Below are 24,748 nucleotides of genomic sequence, written 5' to 3'. Positions count from 1 at the left end.
TCCTAAGGTCTGAAAGGCTTGTCGGGTAGACCAGATCGACCTTTAGCCGATTTACTACTCAATAATGGTAATGGCGGCGATGTACGCGAAGCTGTTATGTTTCCGGCTGACCGGCGACGCGATCGGTCTTTGGGCGGGAGCGATTTGGACATGCCGGATGGCGGGGCGCGAACCCTGTCATGCGCTTTCAGCGCGCTTAACAGGCAACTGCCCGAACTATTTTGAAGTGAAGCACATTCAGCCGACGCTGAAGGGGTGGGAGTTGTTCTGCTGATCGCTAAGGATTCGGAAATGGCAAGTCCAACTGACAATCCGATCATAACCCGAGAGTTGCTGCCGCTCGACGTCAGAGAAATCCTTGATTTCTTTCTCCGGCGATGGAAGCTGGTGTGCAGCATTGCAGCGCTCACCTTCGGCGTTTTTGTGGTCGCTGCCTATGTCCTCCCACCATCGTACACGGGGACCGCACAAGTCTTACTCGATTCCCCGATCGATTATATGACTCCACAAGATTATCCCAATTCTGATTTTACCGACAAATCAACATTTATCGAAAGTCAGATTGCAGTTCTGAGATCCACTTCGCTCCTTCGTAAGGTCGTCGACAGTGAAAAGCTGACGGAAGATCCAAAGATCGGGTTGGGGGCATTGGAATGGCTGAAGGGCGCGCTGGGAGTCTCGCGCGTCGGGATGGCGGACGTTATTGAGATTTCCGTGACCGCTTACGACCCGGGAAAAGCAGCATCCCTGGCGAACGCGATTTCCCAAACCTACCTCGCTGATCGAGTAAAGTCCCGCTACGAAGGGGCCAGGAAAGCGTCCACATGGCTCAGTGAGCGGGCCGCATCTCTGCGAGAGGAACTGAGCCGTTCGGAACAAGTTGTCCAGAAGTTTCGGATCGATCACAATTTATTGGCGACGCCAGCAGGAAGTTTGACTGACCAGCAGCTGTCCGAATTGAATATCGCGTTAATTAACGCGCGCGCCGAATTGTCGGAGAAACGGGCACAATTTCAGCAAGTTGACAAATTGCTGACCAGCGGAGGCGACATCCAGTCGATACCGGACGTGTTGCAGTCCGTGGTGATCAGCGCACTTCGGGCTCAGGTCTCTGGAGTGACACGGCGGGAAGCCGACCTTAAATTGAAATATGGCGAACGGCATCCGGATGTCATGACGGCCCAGGCCGAACGCCGCGACATCGAGGGACAGATTGCCGCCGAAGTCCAGCGTCTCATCGGCAACCTGAAGAATGAAGTCGACGCCGCCGAAGCCCGGGAGGCTTCTTTGGCTCGGGCTTTGGATTCGGTATCCAACCGGTCCGAAATCGAAGGTCAGGTTGGCGTCCAGTTGCGTGATCTGGAGAGGATTGCCGCCGCCAACAAGGAACTGTTTGAGACATTCCTGTCACGCGCCAAGCTCACCGAGGAGAAGGCCACCCTCCTCAACAGCGGCGCACGTGTGATCACCGATGCGGGCGTTCCGGACTCACCAAGCTTCCCGAACAGGCCTCTTTTTGCGGCCCTGGGACTTGTCCTCGGCCTCTTCGTCGGGGGCGCTGGCGCCGTTCTTCGCGAACTTTTCGCTTCCGGCTTCATGGCAAAGAAACAGATAGAAGACGAGCTGGCAGTCCCAGTTCTTGCGTCCATGCCAAGGATGTCCGGCTGGTCGAGAGATGCTCAGTCCCACGCCCAGCCTGTGGCCTATCTCGAACGCAGACCACTATCCAGGTATAGCGAAGCCGTGCGGCGGCTCCGCCTGGGTCTCGATGCGACACCGGAGCTGGTCCGTTCGCCGCGCCTCATGCTGGTGACATCGGCGATGCCCGGCGAAGGGAAGACAACCCTGGTATTGAGCCTGGCCTGCTCCGCCGCGGCCGACGGCGAACGGGTTCTGGTCGTCGATGCTGACTTGCGGCTTTCGGCGACCACGGCCTTCTTCGGCATGGCGGACAAGGTCGGGTTGGTCGACCTTCTGACTTTGCCGGTAAAGGCCGCAAACGCGATTCATCTGGACGAACGCTCGGGGATTTCCCTGCTCCCTGCCGGCGCAAGGACCCGGAACCCGCCTGCCCTTCTTGCTTCGGCGCGAATGCGCTCGGTCCTCGACGAGCTTCGCGGAAAATTCGACACGGTGATCATTGACGCACCACCTGTTGGACCTGCGGCAGATGCCTCGATCCTAGCGAGGTATGTCGACAAAGTCCTCTTTGTCGTGAAGTGGCGTGAAACCTCGCGCGAGGCCGTTGCCGAAGGAATTCGACATCTTGGCGGCCGGTCCAAGATTGCCGGCATCGCCTTGACAATGGTGGACGAACCAAAGCTGCCGAAATATGGCCGCTACACGTCCCTCGAAAGTAGTGTTTCGGACAGTTACTATCTTAACTAGAGAAATATTCCGCCATGCAGCGCGTTGACTTATACCATAATCGCTCTCCAGAGCCGGTAGGAAAAACTCACGACGGGGACCCTGCGCGTTGGTGCGTGGTGCAGACGCACCAACATTCCGAGAGCTTGGCAGAGCGGCACCTGCTATCGCAAAACTTCCGAACCTACCTGCCCAAACGGAGGCGAACCGTCCGGCACGCTCGCATTGTCAGAACCGTCTCCGGTGCGTATTTCGACTGCTATCTGTTCGTCTCGCTGGCTGTTCAACAGCAGAGCTGGTACCCGATCAACTCAACCGTTGGCGTCCGGAAACTTGTCATGAGCAAAGGAATGCCGATACCAGCACCATACGGTGTGGTTGAGTCTTTGATATCAGCAACCGACGACGACGGAATCTTGCACCCGGATATTCTATTGAGGCCAGGTCAAAGAATTAGGATCATAGACGGGCCGTTTTCTGAGCAGCTTGGCGTTCTTGATCATGTTGGGAGTGCTGGAGCAGTCAGAATTCTTCTTGATATTATGAACCGTTCGATACCAATTACGATCGATCGGGATAAATTTTCGGTAATTTCCTGATTCTATGCGTTAGTTTTCATTTAATACTTTTTGCACGGAAGATGCCGAAACCACCCGGCAAGGAGGGATGAGTTGGCACCCAATTCACCCTCGATGCGGCAGCTTGCAAAGGCGACATCCGAGCCTGCAGGCCGGCATTGAGAACATTGGGTGCTGCGTTCCAACGAAGTCAGCCGCCAATGGGTTGGCTAGGCCAATTCGACGATCTTCCGGCGACGATGACCGAATGACCCTCGACGCGATCAACTAGGGGAAACCCCTTGCAACCTTCACGCAAATCCAAACCCGGAAGCTGCCGTCCCGCGGACCCTGGAGAGCCTCGGGATGGCCTGCAGCCGCAACAGTATCGTCGCTGGGCTCCAGAGGCCAAGGCAAGCATGCTGGCCGAAGCGTTGACGCCGGGGGTGAATGTTCCAGCGCCAGCCAGGGTGGTTGGGGCAAGCCCGTCGAGCAGCAAAGCAGATGCGGGTCTTTCTCAAATTGACGCAAGCGCCCCCTTCCTGGCCCTCGAAACGGTACCGCCCCTGGCGATCGCCATCGAACTGTTTCGAGCATTCAATGAGGGCGGCCTGAAGTACGGAATAATTCAGGATCTCGCATCCCTGCAAAACGGACTTGCGGGCCGGGACGATCTGGACGTTCTTTTGGACAAACACGACTACCCGGTCTTCTGCTCGATCGTGAGCAAGCTGCACGGCTGTCGCGGCGTGAGCCTGTCCTGCTACGACAATGTCTGCGCTGGCCGAGAGGACTGGTTCCTGCCCGACTTTTCGCGTGGCTGCTATCTCCATCTCGACATGCATATCGGGGTCCGGGTCGGCTGGGAGTTTCGCAAGCGATATCCGGTATTCGACTATGCGGCGATTACACGATGGGAGTCGGTTTGTGTGGACGGCGTATCGATTCCGGTCGTCTCTCCCGAAGACGAGATCCGGATAGCGATTGCCCGCTTCGCCTTTAGGGCCTGGGCACTGCCTTGGAGACAATGGACCACGGTCGGTGATGGGTGGAGGGACCAATTTGCACGCCTGCCACTTCCGTCAGGCGAGCAAGGCTTGCATGTCGTGGAATACTCGCTTGGCGGCGAGAGGACGGCGAGCTGCAGGTTTCTGCAAAGCGCCGACGGTTTGGTCGCGCACCGCAGAGATCTTGCCAGGCTTCGGCGTTCAATCCGAGAAATGTGTGGTTTCACGGGACGTTACGGAGTCGCCGATGCCGGCGTTCATCTGGCCCGCAAAACCTCGTATCTCGCGTTGAGGTTCCTTCAGCGCTTGATGCCCGGCAGATTTCCACCAAAGAGACGGCCTGCTGCTGGTGGCATTGTGGTGGCGCTCATAGGCCCTGATGGCATGGGGAAGAGCACTCAGGTTGATCGGCTGACACGGATATTTCGATGGAAATTCGGGTGTGCGCAAGCATATGTCGGAATCGGAGACGGCAATGGGTGGTGGCTTCGCAAGGCGTTGCAGTCTCTGGTTTTTCCCCATAGACGCCGCCTTAAGTCCTTGGCCCAGCGCGATAGCAACAATTCCCTCAGCCGAAATTGGTCGAAGGGGGGAGTTGTCGCCGCCGCGTTGGCATTGTGGGCAGTTTTGATCGCGTTTGAGCGATATGCTGTCGTGAAACGTGCACATCGATGGGCGACGCGCGGCCTGATCGTCATTTGTGACAGGTGGCCGCAGGCGCTCTGTAGAGGATATCTGGATGGGCCAACCATCCCGCCGCACCTGTTCTCCGTCCCAGGCCTGTCAGTTCTCGCCCGCCTCGAGCAAAGGCTCTATCAGAAGATGGCAGAATGCCGGCCACAACTCACTTTGCATCTCGTATCGGATTTTGCCGTCTCCGAGCAGCGAAAGCCGGGAGAAATCAGGAAAGAAGCGTTCGATGCGCGGCTATCGCTGATGGCGGAGCTGCGAGCCAAGGACAAGAACATCCGAACCATTGACGCGAGCGCCGGCATAGAGGCGGTCGGCCAGGAACTGTTCAGGCATATCTGGTTGTCTCTGTAGAGACAGAGCTGGCGCCTCAACCGCCGACATTCAACACCATAGCAGACGCGAACAGGCAGCCTTGCCACGATCGCGCCAAGCGACAGTCGATCCCGCCGAAGGAGCTGCCGAACGCTCCCGCTCGATGCGCGCGATCTTTCACACGGGATGCACTGCCCCGGATTTCCTGTCCCCTGAGGTATAAGCTAATGAAGATCGTTCATGTGCTCACCCGACTGCTTCGGGCAGGCTCCGAAGAGAACACATTGGCCTGCTGTCTCGCTCAGGCCCGGCACGGCCACGAAGTGCTTTTGGTCCACGGCGAGGAGTATGATCCGAGTTTACGGGCGTCCGCTGCCGAAGCCATTCAAGTTGTGACCCTTGAAAAACTCATCAACTCGATTTCGCCATCCCGTGACATTTCTGCATTTGGGCAACTCACTCGCCTTATGCGCGATTGGCGGCCTGACATCGTGCACACACATCAAAGCAAGGCCGGCATCGTCGGCCGCCTTGCCGCCAAGGAAGCCAATATCCCTTGCATCATCCATGGCGTGCACATTTTGCCTTTCATGCATGTGGGAAACGCACAGAGGCTGATATTTCTGGGTGCCGAACGCCTGGCCGCGAAGTTCACACGCGCATTCATCGATGTCAGCCAGGCTATGCGCGACATTTGCGTCGCCAACCATTTGGGCAACCCCGATCAGCACCACGTCGTCCACTCCGGCTTCGATCTGACCCGCTTCGCGAACGCGCAATGGCCGCAAGAACCGCATCTGCTCCTGGGGACGGCTGTCGGAGAGCCAAAGCCACCGGTGGTCCTGATGCTGGCTGCACTGGAGTCGAGAAAACGCCATGTCGAGTTCATTGAAGCGTTTGGGCAAGTGGTCGACCGAATTCCGAACGTACGACTGCTCCTGGCCGGTGAAGGGCCGGCTCGAGCCGCTGTTGAATCGGCGATTGAACGATCCCCGTTCGCAAACAACGTGCGCATGATCGGCTACCATTGCCAGCCTGAACGACTGATCAGCCTGGCGGATGTGTGTGTGCTGACATCGATGCGAGAAGGATTGCCTCGGGTCATGATGCAGTATCTGGCGGGTGGTCGAGCCAGTGTGGTCTCGCACTTGCCGGGAGTGGAAGAGGTCGTCAAGCATGGCGTGAATGGAATTGTGACGCCTGCAGAGGACGTGGGCGCCGCAGCGGGAGCGGTCGCCGATCTTCTCCAAAACGAGCACTACCGCGCTCGACTGGCTGACAGCGCGAAACTCACCGACCTTTCGTCCTGGGGACTGGATGCCATGTGCGACAGGGTCGAGCTGATTTATCAGTCCGTTCTTGAGTCGGCCCTTTCAGCCGCAAGGCCAAACGACGTTCGAATCCGCGATGGCCTCGCCAAGCAAACCTTGGGACTGCACGGATTCTGATCCCTTTTGCTCGTTCGACCGAGAGCGGATTTCCAAGGCTTACTTCTCGAACCCACCGAATACCCTGCTGTCACGTTCCAGCCGACGAATGTCGATTGGTCCTCACGGCAAGCAAGACAACCGGAGTACAACGATGCGTACTGACCAGCAATTTCCTTCCCAGCCTTTGCGAATGAAGGATTGGGGCCGACGGCTATTTCCCAGATCCGAACCCGCGGCCGGCCGTATGCTCGCAATGATTGGGGGCCTCGCCATTGCCTTTGTCCTGCTCACGGCAGACGCAACCCGTGCCGATGGATATACATTCGACACCGGCGACGTCCTGCGGGTGACCGTGATTGGCGAGGAATCCTATCCGCTGGAAGTCGTGGTCGATGATCGGGGCTCGATATCACTTCCCATGTTGGGCGATATCCAGGCGCGCGCCCTCACCACCGTTGCCCTTTCGCAGGCCATTCAGCGTGCATTTCAGCAGCAGAAGCTCATCCTCGAGCCCTTCGTGAAAGTGGAGATCGGTCAGTACCGGCCATTCTTTATTTCCGGGACGGTGGCTCATCCCGGATCGTACCCGTTTCAACCCGGAATAACGGTTCGCCATGCACTCGCCATAGCAGGTGGCTTTCGGGCTACCGCCGTGGGAAACATGGAGCCCGCCCTGCAAATAGCAGATCTGCGCAGCGCGCGCGCAGGTCTGGCGATCGAAGAATATCGTCTGAAGATTCGGCTCGCCCGGCTCCAGGCGGAAAGCCGGGGGGACAAATCCTTCGTTGCTCCGGCGGATCCGCCGGTCGAGTTTGGCGGGCACTTGATCGCCGACATCATAGCGTCCGAACAAGCGCAACTGGACGCCCGGCTTGCCGCATATCGGGATGACATTTCCTTCCTCGAAATCTCGGTGGATCGGGCCAGGAAGGAAGCAGATATGGTCGCTGCCACGCGAAAGGAACGCGAAAAGACTGCGAACATTCAACTCGAGGAACTGCAGTCTGCCCGGTCGCTGCGGGAAAAAGGTCTGATAACCAACTCGAATGTCATGACGGCGGAAAGAGCCCATACGAGCTATCGCGCCGAACTTGCGCAGACTGAACTGCAGCAGGAGCAGGCGCAGCAGGCGATGCTGAACTCGGAGAGCGAGCTGAGAAAAAAGAAGCAGAGTTATGAAATGGACTTGATCTCGCAAACCCAGGACACGCAGGTCGATCTGGGAAAAATTCAAAGTCAAATAAGGTACGTTGCCGACAAACTGCTCTTTATCTTTACATATGGCGAACAGAGGACCTTCGACGACTTGCAAGGTTCCGTGAAGATTTCGATTTTCAGGCGAGACCAGAAAGCCGCTCACGACATCGTCGCCGATGAAAACACGGAAGTCCGAGCTGGCGATGTCCTCGAGGTTTCGATTGTGGCCAACAAAGGGTTCTACGCACCAGACACTTCGGGAACAATAGTGGCCCCAAATGCGGAAGGCCCCGCCCTCCAGCCAAGCATTATCGGCCAATAGCACGAACACGTGCCCGCTTCCTCGGGACAAGGCTTTGCTTCAGGGCTACGGTCGTCGCTTCGCAACGCTCCTGCGTTCGTTGTGCCTTGGGCTAGCGATCGCAGCCTGGGCTTGCTGCCCATGGTAGCCGCCCGCAAGGCAAGGCGAAGGGGCGGGTTGCCAGGTGCCTTCGCGAACGCCGGCGCAAAGCCCTCGATAAGAGACATCCAGCCACGCACTGGCGACCGCAGGGTGCTCTCCTACCTGATGAAGCCTTTGACGGACCAGATGATGCGTGCGTTCAGGGACCAATAGCCGCGCGGCGCAGCTTGTCGTGCGGACCAGTGCAGTTCTGGCTCACCTTTAGCGACGGAGACTTGTCATGACAGCAACACAGCTGAAACCTCCGATTTTTCTGATCGGCAACTATCGGTCAGGCACTACAATTGCGCAAAAATTGATCGGGCTGCACCCCGACATCGTTACCTGGTACGAGCCAAAAACATTGTGGCTATATGCCGACCCGGCGCGGCGCCATGACGAATTTGGCGAAACCGATGCCACCGAAAGAGTCGCTCGTTACATTCGTGGCCGGTTCCTTGAATACCAGTCGCGGCACGGCGACCGACAAATCATGGAAAACACGCCTGCCAACGTCTTGCGCGTGCCGTTTGTCCACGAGATTTTTCCGGACGCCATATTTCTCTATATTACGAGGAATCCGTTTTCATACATAAGCTCTATGGAGCTTAAGTGGCAGAGAGCAAAGTCTTTCAAAGGTCTAATACGCCTCTTAAAAATCACTCCCGTGACGCAGATCCATTATTATGTAAAAGATATTATAAAACAGGTGGTCACAAAAAGGCTGTTGGGGCGAAAATACACATCGATCTATGGGCCGCGCTACAACGGAATAGATCGGGATTTGAAAGAGAATGAAAAATTGACGGTGATCGCGCGCCAGTGGGCACGCGGCAATCGAAAGGCTCGAGAAGATCTCGCCAGGCTGGGCAACGGCCGCGTGCTGTCCTTTCGTTATGAGGATTTGATACAGGATCCCGAGTTGGTCTTGCGCCGCGTCTATGAGCATTGCGGGCTGAACTGCACCGACGATATCGCTCGCCAGGCCAAGGAGATGATCGACCCCGGCCGCCAGCAGAAATGGCTCCGCCTCGAACGGAAGGATCTAACCGCGATCATACCGGAGGTCCGGGATGAGATGGAGTTCTATCGCTACGAAATTCCCTCGCTTCTTCAGTAGGTAAGGCGCGCCAGGACGGGCGGCACCACAGCCGGGGCCCTTCGTGACCAATGCGATCGTGACGTCGTGCGGCTGCGGGCGCGTCGCCGAGCATCACCCAATCTAGTCGTGTCGCTCGGCGAACCCCAGGAAGACGCAATTGCCGCCTGTTTGGGTCGGCCGAGGATTGGAGAAAAGCGTGAGCAAAAACCGGGGGCTGGCAAAACAAAGTGTCGTGGGCATGTTCTGGACGTCCCTGTCCATGGGCGCCCTCGCGGTCGCGGAGCTTGTCGCTCTTCTCATCCTGGCCCGGCTTCTCTCGCCCAATGAGTTCGGCCTTTACTCCGCGGCGCTGATCGTCATCAAGTTTTCGGCGATCTTCCAGGGGCTTGGCATTACCCCCGCGATCGTCCAGCGACCTGTGCTGGAAGAGCGGCATCTTCGGGTCGGGTTCACCTTGTCGTGCCTCCTCGGCCTCGTTGTGTTCGCGTTGGTCTGGGCGATGGCACCGGCAATTGCCGGCTTGCTTCGACTCGCCGATCTGGCTCCGGTCGTTCGTGCCATCTGCTTCGTGTTTCTTTTCCAAGGGGCTTCCATGGTGGCATTGGCCGCGGCTCAGCGCGCGCTGCGATTCCGCTGGCTGGCGCTCGTCGATGCCTGCGCCTTCGCGACGGGCTACGTCGTTGCCGGTCCGGTCCTGGCTTGGCTTGGCTTCGGCATCTGGGCCCTTGTCGGCGCGCTCCTGATCCAGCAATTCATCCGCATGGTTGTGCTGCTCGCTGGCCAGCCGCATCCGATGCGGCCTTTGCTGGAGCGGCGCGCCATCAGCGAACTGCTCTATTTCGGAAGCGGTTTCACCATTGCCCGGCTATGCAATTACCTCGCCACCCAGGCGGACAAGCTTGTCGTGGGCCGCTGGCTCGGCGCCGATGCGCTTGGCCTGTACGGCCTGTCGTCACAGCTGATGACGACGCCCGCGGTCATCGTCGGTCAGGTTCTCGATCGGGTGCTGTTCCCGACCATGGCGCTGGTCCAGGAGCAGCCCGCGCGGCTTGCTCGTGCCTATCGCAGCGCAGTCGCGGGTTGCGCTCTGCTTGTCCTGCCGGCCAGTGTGGTCGTGGCGATCGTCGCGCCGGAGTTGGTTGCGGTCATTCTCGGGCGGGGATGGGTAGGGGTTGTCGCCCCGCTCCAGATCCTGGCGTTCAGCATGCTGTTCCGCACGAGCTACAAGCTTAGCGATTCCGTCTCGCGCGCAACAGGAACGGTCTACGCTCGCGCCTGGCGCCAGGCGGTTTTCACCATCGGCGTCTTCGCCGGCTCCCTCATAGGGCAATTCTGGGGCATAGAGGGCGTGGCGTTCGGCGTCGGCGCGGCCTTCGGGATCAACTTCTTCCTGATGGCACAGTTGAGCCTCCGCGTGACCGGGATGACATGGGGGGACTTCCTTGTGGCACACCTGCCCGGGCTCGCGCTCGCGGGCGTTGTCGGAACCGGCGTCTGGGCACTCGTGGAATGGCTGCGCGAGTTCCATCTATCTCCGCTTCCCCTGCTCATCGATACGGCATTGCTGGCATCTGCCGGCGGCTTGCTGCTGTGCTGGATCCTGCCGTCAATGTTCCTTGGGCGGGACGGGCTATCACTGCTGCGCCTGCTCGCCTCGGTAGCGCCCGGCTGGCCCAGGATGAAGAAGGCAACAGACTGATCAACGCAGACATTTGACCGCGGCTTTCGTGCGCTGCGTTGCCGTCGCCATGCTCGATCTGGGTGTCGGAACTGACGCCCTGTCGGGCACGTCGCGATTCCGGTCTTAGTCGAGAAAAATGCGGAAAGGAAATCCAACATGGCTAAACTGGCCGAGCTTCCCTGGGGTGCCGCGAAACTCTTGATGACGGAGTTCGGCATCGACGCCTGGATCAAAGGCGACTGGCTGAACATCGACAATTGGACCCAGCCGAGCGGAGCAGCGAGCGGTAGCGAGCCGGCTCGCGTGCTCTCCGATCTTGGCGATGGGCTCGCTGCCGAAACCGGCAAGGGCAGTCACACTACCAGCTTGGATTCCGCCGCGAACCAGCTCGATCTCGTCTCCGCGCATGGGATCACGCCGACATGGGGGAGCGACGGCGGATTGAAACTGACTGGCCTCACCGAGGCGGCAGCCAGACTTGGCATTCATCTGGACAGCACCTTTCTGGATAGGCTAACGGCGAAGGTCTCTGGCTTATGGCACAATGTGGAAATGGGTCACGCCGACCGCTTTCTGACCTCCACCTCCACTACCTCCCCTGAGGCAGTTGCTGACATCGGCACGGTCTCGACGCACGCCGCGGTCACCAGCAGCCTCCTCGCCGCCAGCTCTAGTGCGATCGACCCGATCTTCGAGACAAGGGTGGCGGCCGCCGGCGACGATGTCGAGGAGAAGGGCTCGGGCTCGATCTCGAGCAACATCAACGACCTGGAGCTGGGCTATGACAGCAGCACCCGCCAGACGGTAGGCATCCGCTTCACCGGCATCGACATCCCGCAAGGCGCCATCATCACCAGCGCCTACATCCAGTTCCAGGCCAATGAGGTGAAGACCGGTGCGACCTCGCTGCTGATCAAGGGCGAAGATGCCGACGACGCGAGCGCCTTCACCAGTGTCAGCTTCAACGTGTCCTCACGCGCGACGACGGACGCCTCCACCGCCTGGACGCCGGACCCGTGGACCACGGTGGGCGCCCACGGCTTGGCCGAGCGCTCGCCGGACCTGTCGGCGATCGTGCAGGAGATTGTCAACCGCTCGGGCTGGGCGGCGCTCAACGACATGGCATTTATGGTCAGCGGCACCGGCACGCGCACGGCCGATTCCTACGAATATTCGCCGACCAGCGCTCCGCTGCTGCACATCGAATATCTGCTGCCTGTATCCGGCAATCCGGTGGCCTTCAACACCCCGGCCGACGCCGACGCCGACGCCAACCAGATCGCCGAGCTTGCCGCGGCAGGTGCACCCACCGGGATCACCGCCTCGGCCACGGATCCCGATGCCGGCTCGACCGTCACCTACAGCATCAATGACTCGCGCTTCGCCATCAATTCCAGCAGCGGCGTCATCACGCGCTCAGCCACCGGCGCGCTCGACTTTGAGACCCAGTCGTCGATCAATCTGACAGTGACGGCAACCTCGTCCGACGGAAGCACCGCCAACCGGGCCTTCAGCCTCGCCGTCCTCAACAGCGCTGAGCCGGTCGTCTTCAACTCCTCGCCGGATGCCGACACCGCCGTCAACCAGATTACCCAGAACGCCGCCGCCGGCACGGCGATCGGCATCACCGCCTCGGCGACGGATCCCGACGCCGGATCGACCGTCACCTACAGCCTCAACGACTCGCGCTTCGCCATCAACGCAAGCAGCGGCGTCATCACGCGCTCGGCCACCGGCACGCTCAATGCTGCAACCGAGCCGATGGTGGTGCTCACCGTCACGGCCACCTCGTCCGATGGCAGCATCGATACCCATGCCTTCAACGTCGACGTCACGGCCAACCAGCTGCCAGTGGCCTTCAACACGCCGCCCGACGCCGACCCCATTACCAACCAGATCGCCGAGCTTGCCGCGGCAGGGGCACCCACCGGGATCACCGCCTCGGCGACGGATCCCGATGCCGGTTCGACCGTCACCTACAGCCTCAATGATGCGCGTTTCGCCATCGACGCCAGCAGCGGCGTCATCACGCGCTCGGCCACCGGCGCGCTCGACTTCGAGACGCAGTCGTCGATCAATCTGACGGTGACGGCAACCTCCTCCGACGGAAGCACCGCCAACCAGGCCTTCACCCTCGCCGTCCTCAACAGCCCTGAGCCGGTCGCTTTCAACTCCTCGCCGGATGCCAACCCCGCCGCCAACCAGATCGCCGAGCTTGCCGCGGCAGGTGCACCCACCGGGATCACCGCCTCGGCCACGGATCCCGATGCCGGCTCGACCGTCACCTACAGCATCAATGACTCGCGCTTCGCCATCAATTCCAGCAGCGGCGTCATCACGCGCTCAGCCACCGGCGCGCTCGACTTTGAGACCCAGTCGTCGATCAATCTGACAGTGACGGCAACCTCGTCCGACGGAAGCACCGCCAACCGGGCCTTCAGCCTCGCCGTCCTCAACAGCGCTGAGCCGGTCGTCTTCAACTCCTCGCCGGATGCCGACACCGCCGTCAACCAGATTACCCAGAACGCCGCCGCCGGCACGGTGATCGGGATCACCGCCTCGGCGACGGATCCCGATGCCGGCTCGACGGTCACCTACAGCATCGGCGACCCGCGCTTCGCCATCAATTCCAGCACCGGTGTCATCACGCGCTCGAGTACCGGCACGCTCAACGCCCAGTCCGAGCCGTCGGTCGCCCTCACCGTCACGGCCACCTCGTCCGACGGCAGCATCGATACCCATGCCTTCAACCTCAACGTCACGGCCAACCAGCTGCCGACGTCGGTGACCCTGGCACATACTATCCTGACTTCGCTGTGGTCGCCGCCGAGCCCCGACCCCACTGATATCGTCTATATCTCCCACCTGGGCACGCTGCTGGTTGCCGACAGCGAAGTCGAGGAGATGTCCATTTTTACCGGCAAGAATCTCTACCAAACGACTCTGAGCGGCAATCTGGTGGGAACGCTCACATCCATCAAATTCTCCGACGAGCCCGCCGGGATCGCTTATAATCCTGCTAACCACCATCTCTTCTTCGCGGACGATACCGGCACGAAGAGCGTGTACGAACTGAACCCCGGCAATGATGGACTTTACAACACGTCCGACGACATCGTGACCTCGTTCAAGACGTCGGCATTCGGCAGCACGGATCCGGAAAGCATTGCCTATGATACCAACCGTGGCGTCCTGTATGTCGCGGATGGCTCGACACAGACGATCTACACCGTCGCACCGGGTCAAAACGGCAAATTCGACGGCGTCGCGAGTACCGGCGGCGATGACATCGTGACGAGTTTTTCTGCTCGTGCGCTGGGAACTCCCTCGGACGAAAGCATCGCATACGACCCGGTCCACGACCTCCTTTACATCATTCAGTCGCGCAACTCGGTGGCAATGGTGACAACGACAGGCGAGCTGTTGGATACGCTCGATATCTCCTCGGCCGACGCGAAAAAACCGGCGGGATTGGCGCTGGCGCCGAGCAGCGATGATCCGAGCCATACGAGCCTCTATATCGTCGATCGGGGCGTGGACAATGACTCGAATCCAACCGAGAACGACGGCAAGATCTATGAATTCCATTTCAATGATTGGTTGATCGTCTGAACCCCGGCGCGGCGCGATGGTTCAATTGCTCGGCGCGCGTCACGCCGGCCGAAAGGTTGAGTGGGTACCGAAGCGATGATGCTCAATGCAACGTGAGGCGCGTCGGCGCGGGCGAACAAATGCCCGAGCCGCTCGCGGCACTCTGGGTGCGACGAGCGATCCGGGCTTGCTCCTGAAAGATTAAGGCTCTTCGTCCTTCGCAACTATTTATTTTTACCCACCTGGCCGGGAGGGCCGACGTGAATATGGTTCTTGTCTCCCCAACCGTTGCCCGGGCGCGATCCGCCCGATTTGGCAATCGCCCTGGAGTTCAAGCTTGTGCCGAGCAAAAGCGTCACAGCCGGCGGCGTAACCGCCGCAAAACGCCCCGCCCTCTTGAGAAAGTCACGGCGCGCTTGAGCCTCCGAGACCAGGGTCTCCTGAATCCGTTCCGAGCGTTTTGTGCTTTCAGTTGACATGTCAAACCTCTCCACAACTGTCTCAAGTTCAGAGATTGAGTTTATGCTTTGTGATACTGGGGCTCTAGTTCTCCAAAAGGCTTAGATTTTCGTGCGAGGGTTGAAAAGCGTGCGGGCGATGCGACGCAAGAGGTCGGACGGTCCACGTCGCGCCAAACCGTAGGCACGTGAAAACCGCCATGTCCCCCACACCAAATTGCCGGCCAGGCGCAGCGGGGCACCGATGATGGGGTGGGTCGCCGTGAAGATGCGCCTCCAGTGCTGGAAACGGACCATCCGGCTTTGTCCAGACTTTGCCGGGATTCTGGTTCCAAAGAAATGGTGCAGGGCCAGCAGCTGGGTGTCGAGCGCATTGCGGGCGCTTCGATCCGACATGGATGCCTGCAGTGCCGTCCAGTCCACGTCTTCGCTTTCCGCCAGGCGTGCCAGATCGTGAAGGTGTCTGAGATCTATCCTTCCGCGCCAATAATCTCCCTCCTTGAGAAGGTCGTGCACCACCCAGTGCAGGGCGCGAGACTGAGCGGGAGGAATTTTCACCCGAAGGCCGTCCCGGCGGACGAGCTTGGGGGGGGCAAAGCCGTTCGCCCGGCTCGTCCGGAGTTCCAGCATTCCGGCGTCCTGGTGGCGGGCCATGCCTCGAGCGCCCGCCACATCGACGTAGCCAAGCTCTTCAAGACAGGCTCGGGCGATCGTCTCTTCGGGCAATTCCACGGCTAGATCGAGATCACTCGTCATCCTGCTGGGAACCCGGCCGGCCGGCGAAAGGAACAGGGGAATGGCCCCCTTGAGCAGGAACGGAACGACGCCGCGGCTGTTGAGGGCCGCAACAGCTTCACGCAGTTGGGTACGCAAGCGCAGGTTCCGTTCCCGATTGCAGTCGTGAACGAACTGAAGGTACTCGCGCACGTCCTGCGGAAGATGGTGGATCTGTCCGGCGCGCGCGAGCGACGAGAACAAATCGGGGGTGAGCAGAGTGTGATTCGCCAGAGCAATCACGGCCCGCCAATCGGTCCGGTTGGTCGGACTACCGCGCAGTCCAGCGATCAACGCCTCAAGCGCGTTGCCCCTGCTGATCATCGGCACGCTTTCGTGATCAGTTGTACTGCATCATCAAGCCTCGAATAGGTCAGGCGATAGGTTTCCGCCGATGCGATGAGTTGGATCAGGACGTCGAACGCGGTGCCGCTCAGCTCTCCGCCGGGTGCAAGCGCGCCATTGAGAAGACCGCGCAATGCATGAGTTGGATCGACCGGCTCCAGGCTAGCTTTCGAGTCGCGACCTCGACGGAGCAGGACCACACAGCCGATAGGTAGGGGAGCGGGAGGCAAGGGCACGAACGCCTCGGGCACAGCAAACCGTACACGCCTGCGATCTGGGCGGCGACAGACTGGGACGGCATCGAGGTCGGGGCAGTATTCGGCCAGCAGCGGCCATGCTCCTGCCTTGACTGCTGGGGCGAACGGAAGACCGACGCCATGCCCCCTAGAGTCCAGCAGCGTCACATCATCGGCGACAAAGCCGAATCCTGCATGGACCAATGCCAAGGTCAGCGTTGTCTTGCCCGCGCCCGGATTGCCACAAAGAAGGACGATACGTTCATTTCTGAAAAGCGCTGCCGCATGGAGAGCAAGTTCATAGGCGCCGTAATCCAGAACCTCGGTCAGCAATTGCCCCTTCAGCATGACGGGTAGTTCGTCGAGAGAGCACGACAAAATCCATTCGCCATCCCGCAACAGATGGACCCTCCCCCCTTGCTCGACCACTTCGAGCAGAACGTCGGCAGTCTCTCTTTGGACCTCAAGGTGCCGAAATACGGTGACCGCGGGATAGGCGCAGGCTGCCGGATAGACGATGCGTATGTTGAGGCCCGCAACGGCGACCACCTGGCTCACAGGCTTTTGAGCTGATGAAGTAGACAAAGGCGCGCAGGGCCGTATCAGGTTCAGCCGCTGCCAATCCCCAAGCGCAGCCTCGACATGCCTGTTAGCCTCAAGCCTATCAATGCCATTGCGCATCATCTCGACCGAGATGGCTTGCGGTGGCATGCCTTCTTCCAGAGAGCGCCAGATGTCGGCAGCAGTATCGTTGACGGCGAAAATGGCCTGCTGGGATGGGCTGAACAGGATGTTTTGTCCTCTGACGCGTACCAACCGCCCCTGGATCACAAACGTCCCAGGACTGTGATCGGCGGGGCCTGATGCCACGTTTCTGTCAATCGTCTCGTGCTGGTTCATCGCGGTGACGGTCCAAGCTGTTGTTGCAAAGCAGGTGCATTCAAAGGGCGAGAGCCACTGCCTTCGCAGTTCGGATAATCATTGCCGACGGCTGCTACTTCTCACAGCACTTCGTCGGAGAACCGGACCACGTCCTGATGCGCCGAGATCCACTGGCGATGCGCCTTGTTCCAATATTCGCGGGCGTTGGCGCCCGTCAGCAATCTGAAACCAGACGGCGGCAGCGGCAATGCGGAAGGGATTGGATCGTCGGGCAGCCACAGCAACACGTTGTCCCGGCTTTCAATCGTCAGCCTCCATGTTCGTTCCAGGCGACGAAATCCACGCATGTTAGCCGCAGCCAATGCAAAAACCGATTCCGTGATCCTCAACCTGGGTGACTGATCGACAGCCTTGATCGGCGCCTGATGTGTGATTTCGCCCTTGGAGAGAAAGGCGTGCATACGGATGAGGGATCCATCGATCCGCACCGTTTCCCCTGTTCCGTCCCGTTCGTTAGACGCAGGATCCAGGCTGATCCCCGAGAAACATCCGTCGAACAGGCAATCTTCGATGATACCGCTGAGGAGATAGTCGTTCTCCACCGCATCATCCCTGATTTCGCTGAGCCAGCACCCTTTTAGGCGAAAGCCGTCGGCGTGCTCGGCAAAACGAATACCATCCCAGCAGCGACGCGCACGCACACCCTCTATTGTCGCGTCGGTGGTTCCGTCCCTGACAAGCAGAGCCGCGCTGTTGCAGTAGGTGTCCCGCCAATCAGACGTTAGCGGCACCTGGCCGTCGAAGCGGCCGCCGATAAAGCGAACGCCGGGGCAGTTGCGGATGACGACGGGATAGCGATTGACCGGCAACGACCCCTCGTCGCAGCCCATCATCGCGCTGGGATCGCTGTTTCTGCTGTTGGCAACTGTGAAGGCAGCATTGCGAGCGTTGATAATTGCTCCCGGCTGGAGATTCCGGATCGATTGCTGTTCGAAGCCATACTCACCTGCCAGAACGAACTCCTTGCCTTCCGGCGTTTGTCCACCTTGGGCTTGGCACAAGCCCGGCAACAGGACGATTACAGGATACAAGCCGGCGACGCCCATGAATGAACGGCGGTCCATTCTCGTGCTCATTGACCTACCGAATCGCACAGCCGATGCCGTTCGAGGCAGGCCAGAAGCACAGCATCGAGAACCCTTTCGGCGACGTCTTCGGGTGATGCAAACCTTTCCACGACGACCGCCGCCAGTACGCCGGCGTGATCTTCCGTCCCCATCCCCCCCTCAAGATCGGCCGCAATCTCGCGGCAAGCACGGTCCGCCGTCGACCAGAGATCAAAGTCGCGGTCAGGAGATGCCCTTTGCATCCGCGAGGACCGATCGCCCCTTTTCTGAAGTCGATCTCGTGCCACGCCGACCTCGCCGCGCAGATGGACAAAAGCTATGTCGTGCACGCCAATGGCGAACAGAATATCAAGCCACTTCTCGGATGTTGCCCGATGCCGGCTCTTGAGCAAGATGGACAAGAACCCCTGCAACAGACCCTGATCCATGATAGTAATAGTATTTTTTTCTGGTCTCTCGCTTTGGACATAGGCAACCAGAAACGAAAGGTTCCAGATGACTTTGGCTGCATCGACAATTGATGATTGCCCGCTTTCGATGACAAAGCGTGCAATTCGCGCGAACAGGGAGCGAAACTCACGATCCTTAAATCTTGGTGCAACAATACCGATCCTATAGATCTGGCGGCCGATGAAATTTCTTGTCTCCCACGCTATTCGCACATCACCGACCAACGGACCGCACCGACGCAAGCCGTTCGCTAACAGGGTGGATGCGGTTGTCTTTCCAATCCCGGGAAGACCAAAGAATTCCACAAATCGAATGTCTGTTTGAAGCGCGCATGGTTCGGCGCTTGTCGGCAAGCCTGCCGTCAGGTCACGAACTGTGTGCGTAATCATTGGATTCAGGTGGTAAAGTTGATTTCTCGGAAGATTGAAAAAACAGCTCAATGTTGAAATAGCTGGGACCCGGTCACCGCGTACAACTTTGGACGCTCAAGATCGGTCTGCAGTGATCGTTGCATGCCGCGGTAGAAGATGAGCAAAGCCAACGGCAGCCAGAAGAAAGCCGCCGTTGACGGACCGAAAGAGTCGCTCATCTGGTTTGCGAGGATGTAGTTCCACACGGAAACCGATGTTCCGAGCACCATCACATTCACCTCCGTCGCGTGGTCGCCCCTGTCATTGCCAAGCAATGTGCTGAGGACGGCGCTGACCAGATATGCCATGACCAAGAGAACCATCATCGACACCAACGCGACGCCGGGCACTCCCAGTGTTCTAAAGAAGTCGATGAACAAATTATGGCTATGGGGAGCGATATCACCCACCGGCTGCCCTGCCCCCACTCCCATGAACGGATGCGACAGGCCGAGATCCATCGATATAGACCACAGTCGCTGCCGCGATACCACCGAATGCGCCTCGCCTCCGGAAAGTTGAAGGGCCAGGAGGTTGTAAGCCCGTGGGTTCAGGGACTGCAATGCCACCAGGCTCACTTGGAGCAATATCGGAGCGGCAACGGTCCCCACGATTACTTTTATTGGGCTCTGCTTTCGTCTTATCAGATATATACTGTATAGCCCAAAGAAAGCACCGAGTCCTGCCACGCCGAGAACGAAGTTTGTCTTTGAACCCGATTTCACCAAACCCAAGAGCACCGCAACGAGGCAGCCTAAGAGGAGAACTCGATGCTTGCGAGATGAGACCATCTTCGCGGCGATAAGCGGCAGACCAGCCGATAAGGCGATCCCGAGTTGGTTCGAGTGCTTGAAATAGCCTTCCGCCCGATCGGCGAATCTGGCATCGCCCAGCCCGATTGCGACAAGACAGGATGTTACAACACTCATGATGACTATCGTCATCACAACCCTGTCGATTGCCACGAGACCCTTTGGTCTCGTGGAGATCGCTGCGACTGCTGGAATAATAGCGAAACCAAACACTTGTGCGAAAACCGCGCGCATCGTCCTGATCGGATTGTCTGCGTAGAGCATCGACAGTAGGGACAGAATGATGATGAAAGCAGATATCGTCAGCACCGCAGTCGCCAAGGCCGCTTCGGCCCGATGCAGGCGTCTTGCCGTTTCGGCATAGGCAACGATACTTACGAGGGCGCAGAACAGAGCCAGCAAGAAGGAAAGCGAGCCATCCGTTCCGGCAATCCGCGTTGCGCCAGGGAACCAGATGGACACGATCAGCAAAAGAACGGATGCCTGCAGCATAGATGGGATGTCACACCGAAAGCTTTATGCTTCGCGCCGACGCAGCCGTGCCCCGATGCGCACCGTCCAGCGCCTTGTTGTCCTGAATAGCAACACTGATAAACACAGGCTCAGCGTCCCTTCCCGGATTATGATTCATTTACATGCTGCCGCACGGCGGGTGAATCTCCGCATTACCTATTTACGAGCAGCGTAGGCTCGGCGGGTGGACAAGGAAATGAGCGAAAAGGGGGCATTGGGACAGGGTGCCCTACGCCTTTTGTGCAAAGCGGCGGCGTTGCAGCGATTTCCCGCCACTTGATCGAGCGTCAGCGAGGTGCAGCCGGATTGAGTGTTGGTACCGATTCGCAGATGTGGGAGACTTAGGCATGGCACACTGAGTCTTCCACCCATAGGAGATCGCCGTGCTTTGGGGCCTTGTCGCCGTCGGTGTGATCGGCATTTTGCTGGGATTTCGTTTTCGAGCAGCTGCGCTCATCATCATGACCGCGGTGACTGTCGTTGGCGGCGTCGTTGCAGGCGGCATCGGCAGTGTATTTAATTGGCACCATCTGCTTTCAATCCTGCTTCTCGTTGTCGTTCTGCAGTGCGCCTACTTGCTTGGCCTCTTCCTTGGCGTCATCTGGCACCGTGGCATGTCACGTGAGCAGTGACGGTCCACGGCTGCCATTTCGCCGCGCCCGGCGCCGCAACCTGTTCGCCATTGCGGTCGCGAAAGCACGCTGCGGTTTTGGGGCAAAGACATGCATGAGGGCAAGAATTTGCGATGCGCTTTAATCACGACGCACGGTCGAATTTCATCACGGCGAAGACAGTCCGGACGAGAATGACGACATCGGCCCATAGAGACCATTCCCGCACATAGCGGCTGTCGATAGAGACACGACTGGGATAATCCATTGCGTCTCTGCCCGTCACCTGCCACAGGCCGGTTAGCCCAGGCCGGGTTTTTAGATAGTCGATCGCACAGGAGCCGTAACGTTGTAGCTCGTCGGGAACGACCGGACGAGGGCCGACGCAACTCATCTCGCCGCGTAGCACGTTGATGAGTTGAGGCAGCTCATCCAGGCTCGACTTCCTGAGAATGTGCCCCAGGAATGTGATGCGCGGGTCCTTCTTGAATTTCCAATTCTGCTCCCACTCCTTGGCGGCTTCGGGATTGCTCGCGAGATAGTCGGCCAGAACCCGCTCCGAGTTGGCCATCATGGTCCTGAACTTGTAGCAGGCGAAGCGCTTGCCGTTGAACCCGACCCGGGTGTGGGAGAATACCGCCGGTCCCCCGTCGGTTACCAATATCAACAGGGCAACCGCCAGCATGACCGGAGCAGCGAGGATAAGCGCGACCAACGCGATAGTCATGTCCATCATCCTCTTGGGCCGGCCTCCAAGCGGATGGACGTCTTGGCCGATGCGGATGCCGCGCCTGCGGCGCTTTAAGTCAAATGCGCTGATTGTCACGGGTTTCACCAAGAAACGCTGCTGGTATTGCTGCCCAACTTCACAGCGGCTTGTCATTCTCGGCAAGAGAAGCAAAGGAGGTAGCGCCATACCCTGCGCTCGTTACCCCCTTAGCCTGATAAGCGCGTCGCTGGCGTAGCGTCGGTAAGCCTTCTGATCAAACGGCGTATACCTGCATCCATTTGCTGCGGTAGCAGATCGGGCAGGTTCGGCTGTATTGCCGGAGCCTGCATTCTAATTCGTTCGGCGACCATGAGGTCGGAGTGCCAACCAAATTCAGGCCGTCACGCTCCTGGCGAGGATAGAATATACAGGGATCACGTCTGCTAAATGCGCAGGGCCGCTAAGGCGTCCGTCAATGCAATGCAGGAAGTGCACATGCATGCACTGAGACGAGACCCGGCAGGCAGTTGATCCGCTCAAAGGACATCGCCGGCCTATCTGATAGTGGGAGCGCGCAACGTGGTGCCCAGCTTGATGCCTTCATCACGTGATTTTCCCGCAAGGTCGTTTGCTGGTGATGTCGCGGAAATCGACATTGCCGGAGTGCTTGCTATCGTGCGCAAGCAGATAGCCTTGCTTGATCTCGATCTCTCTGGCCTCACCGTTGTCGTTGGCGCTACGACAGGGTACCAAGCAGTGACTGCCACGGTGGCGGCGCTCGCCAATGCCAGCCGTGTCGTTGCGCTCACCCGCATATCCTCCAGACATCCGAGCCTGGCGGCAATTGCAGACGCGACGTTGGCATTCGCCAAATACGCCAAGGTCTCCGAACGCGTTGAAGTGACGAACCACATCGACAGCCGCAAATGGCAGGACGTCGACCTCGTTACCTACTGTCTCCAGGTCGGGCCGATTTCGAGATCGCTCATCGAACTCTTACCCTCGCATGCGGTTGTTTCGCTAATGGCTGAACCATGGGAGCTTCGGCCGGGCGTCGTGGACTTCGACGCCTGTGACGAGGCCGGCATCAAAGTTGCGGCTCCCAATCTCAGTCACCCAGCCATAAACCTGCTGCCTGAATTCGCGCGGTTATGCTGCATCTTGCTCGGCGATGCCGGTGTCGATCAACGTGCCGCGAGGATCGCCATCGTCTGCGACACGCCCTGTGCACCATCGCTTGAGCATGCGCTACGCGAGGGTGGGGCGAGAGTAAGTGTTTTTTCGCACCCCGTGCTCCTGACCGACGATGCATGGGATGTGATCGTGGTCGCGATGAGGCCCTCCGAAAAACCACCAATGGACATCAACAGCCTAGGCCGTATTGCCCGGACCTCGCGCCAAGCGCTGCTGGTGCAGTTCAGCGGCGGGATCGATCGCTCGGCCGCCAGCTATTTCGGCCTCGGGGTCTGGCCACCGAAGCGACCCACCCGCGGTCAGTTAGGCCTTCCACTTGATATACTCGGATCGGCTCCACTGGTCCGCAGACTGACGGGAGGGCTGAAGGCCGCCGAAGCCGCATATCGGGGCGCGGAGCTCGGAGGGGACAGCGTTGGATTTCTGGTGAAGGCAGGGTCCGCGACGGTTGGCCGGGAGCGTGCCTAAACACCCGCCAAGCGTGCCTCTTTCGCGAAAAGGCTTGGACGAGACGATCGACCTTCGGAATCTTAGATCAGAACGGCGAACCTGTGGTCCCGCCTTTTACGCATCCAGCAGTTGTATTGCCAGAGCGTCAGGGCAACGACCGATCGAGGCAGCCGTCAAAGCAACATCTGTCTAAGCTTGTACGCTACCTCCGTGCGGTTCGTAGCCTTCAGTTTTTTCATGATATTGCGGATGTGGACCTTGACGGTGCTCTCGCAGAGGTTGAGCTCGTAGGCAATTATCTTGTTCGCCTTGCCTTTCCTGAGCGCCTCCACGACCGCAGCCTCTCGTATGGTGAACATGCCGGCGAGCGGGCGGGCACCGTTTGCGGCCGAGTGGATGATCTCTCGAAGCGCCAGCACGCAGCTGGCGGGTACAAAGATCCCTCCGGCGCGAGCGAGACCAATGGCCTCGGCAGCGACCTTCACCTTCACGCTTGTGGGAATGTAGCCTCGGGCGCCGCATTCGAGTGCGGCGAGAACCTCCCCCGGCTCGTCGGAATCCACCACGACGATTACGGGTACGGCGCCAATCTTAGCAATGAAATGCGCAAGTTCCACCTGAACACTCTGGTCGGAGACCTTTCTGGCGCCAAGAATGACGAGGATCGCGGACGGCTCCGCTTCCCCGGCAATATGCTGGATCTCGTCGAGCGATCCTACCGCGCTAACGCGCAAAGTGGGATTGTGTTCGATAAGACCACGAGCAAGGCATTCACGTTCAAGTGCTCGCTTGTCGACAATCATGACAAGGCCTTCGGTTCGATGTCCTTCTTCGAGATCGGACCTGCTAAGGCCATTCGCGTCCGGCATATGCCCGTTGTGTAGCGGTCTTGTCGCGTCATTCGAAAAATCGGAAGTTTGGAGGTGTCCCATTGACTTACCTGCTCCTCTCCGCCGCTGACTTTGCCTTCTCTCTCTTGGTTTGGCTCCCTCGCAAAGCTTGTCAGGGCGTGAACTGATACGCTCGTTTATCGTGTGTCAGGGCTGTTTAGATCTTAGGAATGGATTCAAGGAGTAGGGCATACGCCGCCCCAACGCACGGACGTATGGCTTCCCTGCCCTTTAGAGGTAACCCAACCTGGACGGCATACTACGATGCTGTGGAAAAGACGCATTAATCCTGGTTAACAATTTGTAATTATATCTTAGCTAGCTAATATACCAGGCCCTATAACAACCTGGAATTGCGTAAGCCTGATTTAACACCAAAAAGTGTATGCGGAATTGTCTCGACCTAAGAGCGCAAACTTGCGATTCGAAGGAATCGGACCGCGATTTTAGAACCGCACTGACCGCTGCCGGTGCCACACTCCCGTCGCGAGCGCGTCCCCATGCTGCT

19 protein-coding genes are annotated in these 24,748 nt (G+C 58.9%); 11 read left to right on the top strand and 8 right to left on the bottom strand.

The annotated features are described in order from the left end of the window. The first annotated feature begins 79 nt into the window (after positions 1-79). From ACFOJ9_RS07400 to ACFOJ9_RS07360, 9 genes are all read left to right on the top strand, one after another. The gene (locus tag ACFOJ9_RS07400) at positions 80-274 is read left to right on the top strand and encodes a hypothetical protein (protein WP_378978091.1); all 195 of its coding nucleotides are present in this window, start codon (positions 80-82) and stop codon (positions 272-274) included. A 17-nt stretch (positions 275-291) separates the two neighbouring features. Continuing rightward, positions 292-2,388: a GumC family protein gene (locus ACFOJ9_RS07395; protein ID WP_378978089.1), complete on the top strand. Its 2,097-nt coding sequence runs from the start codon at positions 292-294 to the stop codon at positions 2,386-2,388. Between the two features lie 14 nt (positions 2,389-2,402). After that, positions 2,403-2,966, top strand: coding sequence for a transcription termination/antitermination protein NusG (nusG, locus tag ACFOJ9_RS07390; RefSeq protein WP_378978087.1), 564 nt, complete (start codon positions 2,403-2,405; stop codon positions 2,964-2,966). A 377-nt stretch (positions 2,967-3,343) separates the two neighbouring features. Further along, positions 3,344-4,975: a hypothetical protein gene (locus ACFOJ9_RS07385; protein ID WP_378978085.1), complete on the top strand. Its 1,632-nt coding sequence runs from the start codon at positions 3,344-3,346 to the stop codon at positions 4,973-4,975. 188 nt (positions 4,976-5,163) lie between these two features. Then, on the top strand, positions 5,164-6,384 hold the full coding sequence (locus tag ACFOJ9_RS07380; RefSeq protein ID WP_378978083.1) for a glycosyltransferase: 1,221 nt from the start codon (positions 5,164-5,166) through the stop codon (positions 6,382-6,384). Positions 6,385-6,517: 133 nt separating this feature from the next. Beyond that, positions 6,518-7,885 carry a polysaccharide biosynthesis/export family protein gene (locus tag ACFOJ9_RS07375; RefSeq protein ID WP_378978081.1) on the top strand — a complete coding sequence of 456 codons (1,368 nt, stop codon included), beginning with the start codon at positions 6,518-6,520 and terminating at the stop codon, positions 7,883-7,885. A gap of 361 nt (positions 7,886-8,246) precedes the next feature. Then, positions 8,247-9,125 (top strand): sulfotransferase family protein, encoded by an 879-nt coding sequence (locus ACFOJ9_RS07370; RefSeq protein WP_378978079.1) that lies wholly within the window; start codon positions 8,247-8,249, stop codon positions 9,123-9,125. A gap of 178 nt (positions 9,126-9,303) precedes the next feature. Beyond that, positions 9,304-10,806 carry a lipopolysaccharide biosynthesis protein gene (locus tag ACFOJ9_RS07365; protein WP_378978077.1) on the top strand — a complete coding sequence of 501 codons (1,503 nt, stop codon included), beginning with the start codon at positions 9,304-9,306 and terminating at the stop codon, positions 10,804-10,806. A gap of 138 nt (positions 10,807-10,944) precedes the next feature. Then, a complete protein-coding gene (locus tag ACFOJ9_RS07360) occupies positions 10,945-14,400 on the top strand; it encodes a hypothetical protein (protein ID WP_378978075.1) in 3,456 nt (1,151 codons plus the stop codon). 203 nt (positions 14,401-14,603) lie between these two features. On the opposite strand, the gene ACFOJ9_RS07355 is transcribed toward ACFOJ9_RS07360, so the two are convergent. The 6 genes from ACFOJ9_RS07355 to ACFOJ9_RS07330 all read right to left on the bottom strand — a co-directional run bounded on the left by ACFOJ9_RS07355 (position 14,604) and on the right by ACFOJ9_RS07330 (position 20,365). Further along, positions 14,604-14,858: a hypothetical protein gene (locus tag ACFOJ9_RS07355; protein ID WP_378978073.1), complete on the bottom strand. Its 255-nt coding sequence runs from the start codon at positions 14,856-14,858 to the stop codon at positions 14,604-14,606. Positions 14,859-14,939: 81 nt separating this feature from the next. Further along, positions 14,940-15,935 (bottom strand): nucleotidyltransferase family protein, encoded by a 996-nt coding sequence (locus ACFOJ9_RS07350; RefSeq protein ID WP_378978071.1) that lies wholly within the window; start codon positions 15,933-15,935, stop codon positions 14,940-14,942. Further along, positions 15,932-17,092, bottom strand: coding sequence for a PqqD family peptide modification chaperone (locus ACFOJ9_RS07345; protein ID WP_378978069.1), 1,161 nt, complete (start codon positions 17,090-17,092; stop codon positions 15,932-15,934). Before ACFOJ9_RS07345 ends, ACFOJ9_RS07350 begins: the two co-directional genes overlap by 4 nt. 101 nt (positions 17,093-17,193) lie before the next feature. After that, complete coding sequence (locus ACFOJ9_RS07340) at positions 17,194-18,198, bottom strand: hypothetical protein (RefSeq protein ID WP_378978067.1); 1,005 nt, start codon at positions 18,196-18,198, stop codon at positions 17,194-17,196. A gap of 8 nt (positions 18,199-18,206) precedes the next feature. Beyond that, positions 18,207-19,040, bottom strand: coding sequence for a hypothetical protein (locus ACFOJ9_RS07335; RefSeq protein ID WP_378978065.1), 834 nt, complete (start codon positions 19,038-19,040; stop codon positions 18,207-18,209). A gap of 47 nt (positions 19,041-19,087) precedes the next feature. Next, positions 19,088-20,365, bottom strand: a complete 1,278-nt coding sequence (locus ACFOJ9_RS07330; RefSeq protein ID WP_378978063.1) for an O-antigen ligase family protein — start codon at positions 20,363-20,365, stop codon at positions 19,088-19,090. A 404-nt stretch (positions 20,366-20,769) separates the two neighbouring features. On the opposite strand from ACFOJ9_RS07330, the gene ACFOJ9_RS07325 reads away from it, so the two are divergent. After that, entirely contained in the window at positions 20,770-21,018 is a 249-nt protein-coding gene (locus ACFOJ9_RS07325) for a hypothetical protein (RefSeq protein WP_378978061.1), read from the top strand. 124 nt (positions 21,019-21,142) lie between these two features. Here ACFOJ9_RS07325 and ACFOJ9_RS07320 read toward each other — a convergent pair whose 3' ends face one another. Further along, on the bottom strand, positions 21,143-21,823 hold the full coding sequence (locus ACFOJ9_RS07320) for a sugar transferase (RefSeq protein WP_378978059.1): 681 nt from the start codon (positions 21,821-21,823) through the stop codon (positions 21,143-21,145). 462 nt (positions 21,824-22,285) lie between these two features. Between ACFOJ9_RS07320 and ACFOJ9_RS07315 the strand changes: the two genes are divergently transcribed. Beyond that, positions 22,286-23,368 carry a hypothetical protein gene (locus ACFOJ9_RS07315; protein WP_378978057.1) on the top strand — a complete coding sequence of 361 codons (1,083 nt, stop codon included), beginning with the start codon at positions 22,286-22,288 and terminating at the stop codon, positions 23,366-23,368. Between the two features lie 155 nt (positions 23,369-23,523). On the opposite strand, the gene ACFOJ9_RS07310 is transcribed toward ACFOJ9_RS07315, so the two are convergent. Further along, positions 23,524-24,153 (bottom strand): LuxR C-terminal-related transcriptional regulator, encoded by a 630-nt coding sequence (locus ACFOJ9_RS07310; RefSeq protein WP_378978055.1) that lies wholly within the window; start codon positions 24,151-24,153, stop codon positions 23,524-23,526. Between the last annotated feature and the right edge of the window lie 595 nt (positions 24,154-24,748).

Source organism: Mesorhizobium cantuariense (genome assembly GCF_042647205.1).
GTDB lineage: Bacteria > Pseudomonadota > Alphaproteobacteria > Rhizobiales > Rhizobiaceae > Mesorhizobium > Mesorhizobium cantuariense.
The sequence above is the reverse complement of the archived record's forward strand: the minus strand, read 5'-3'. Positions and strand labels throughout refer to the sequence as shown.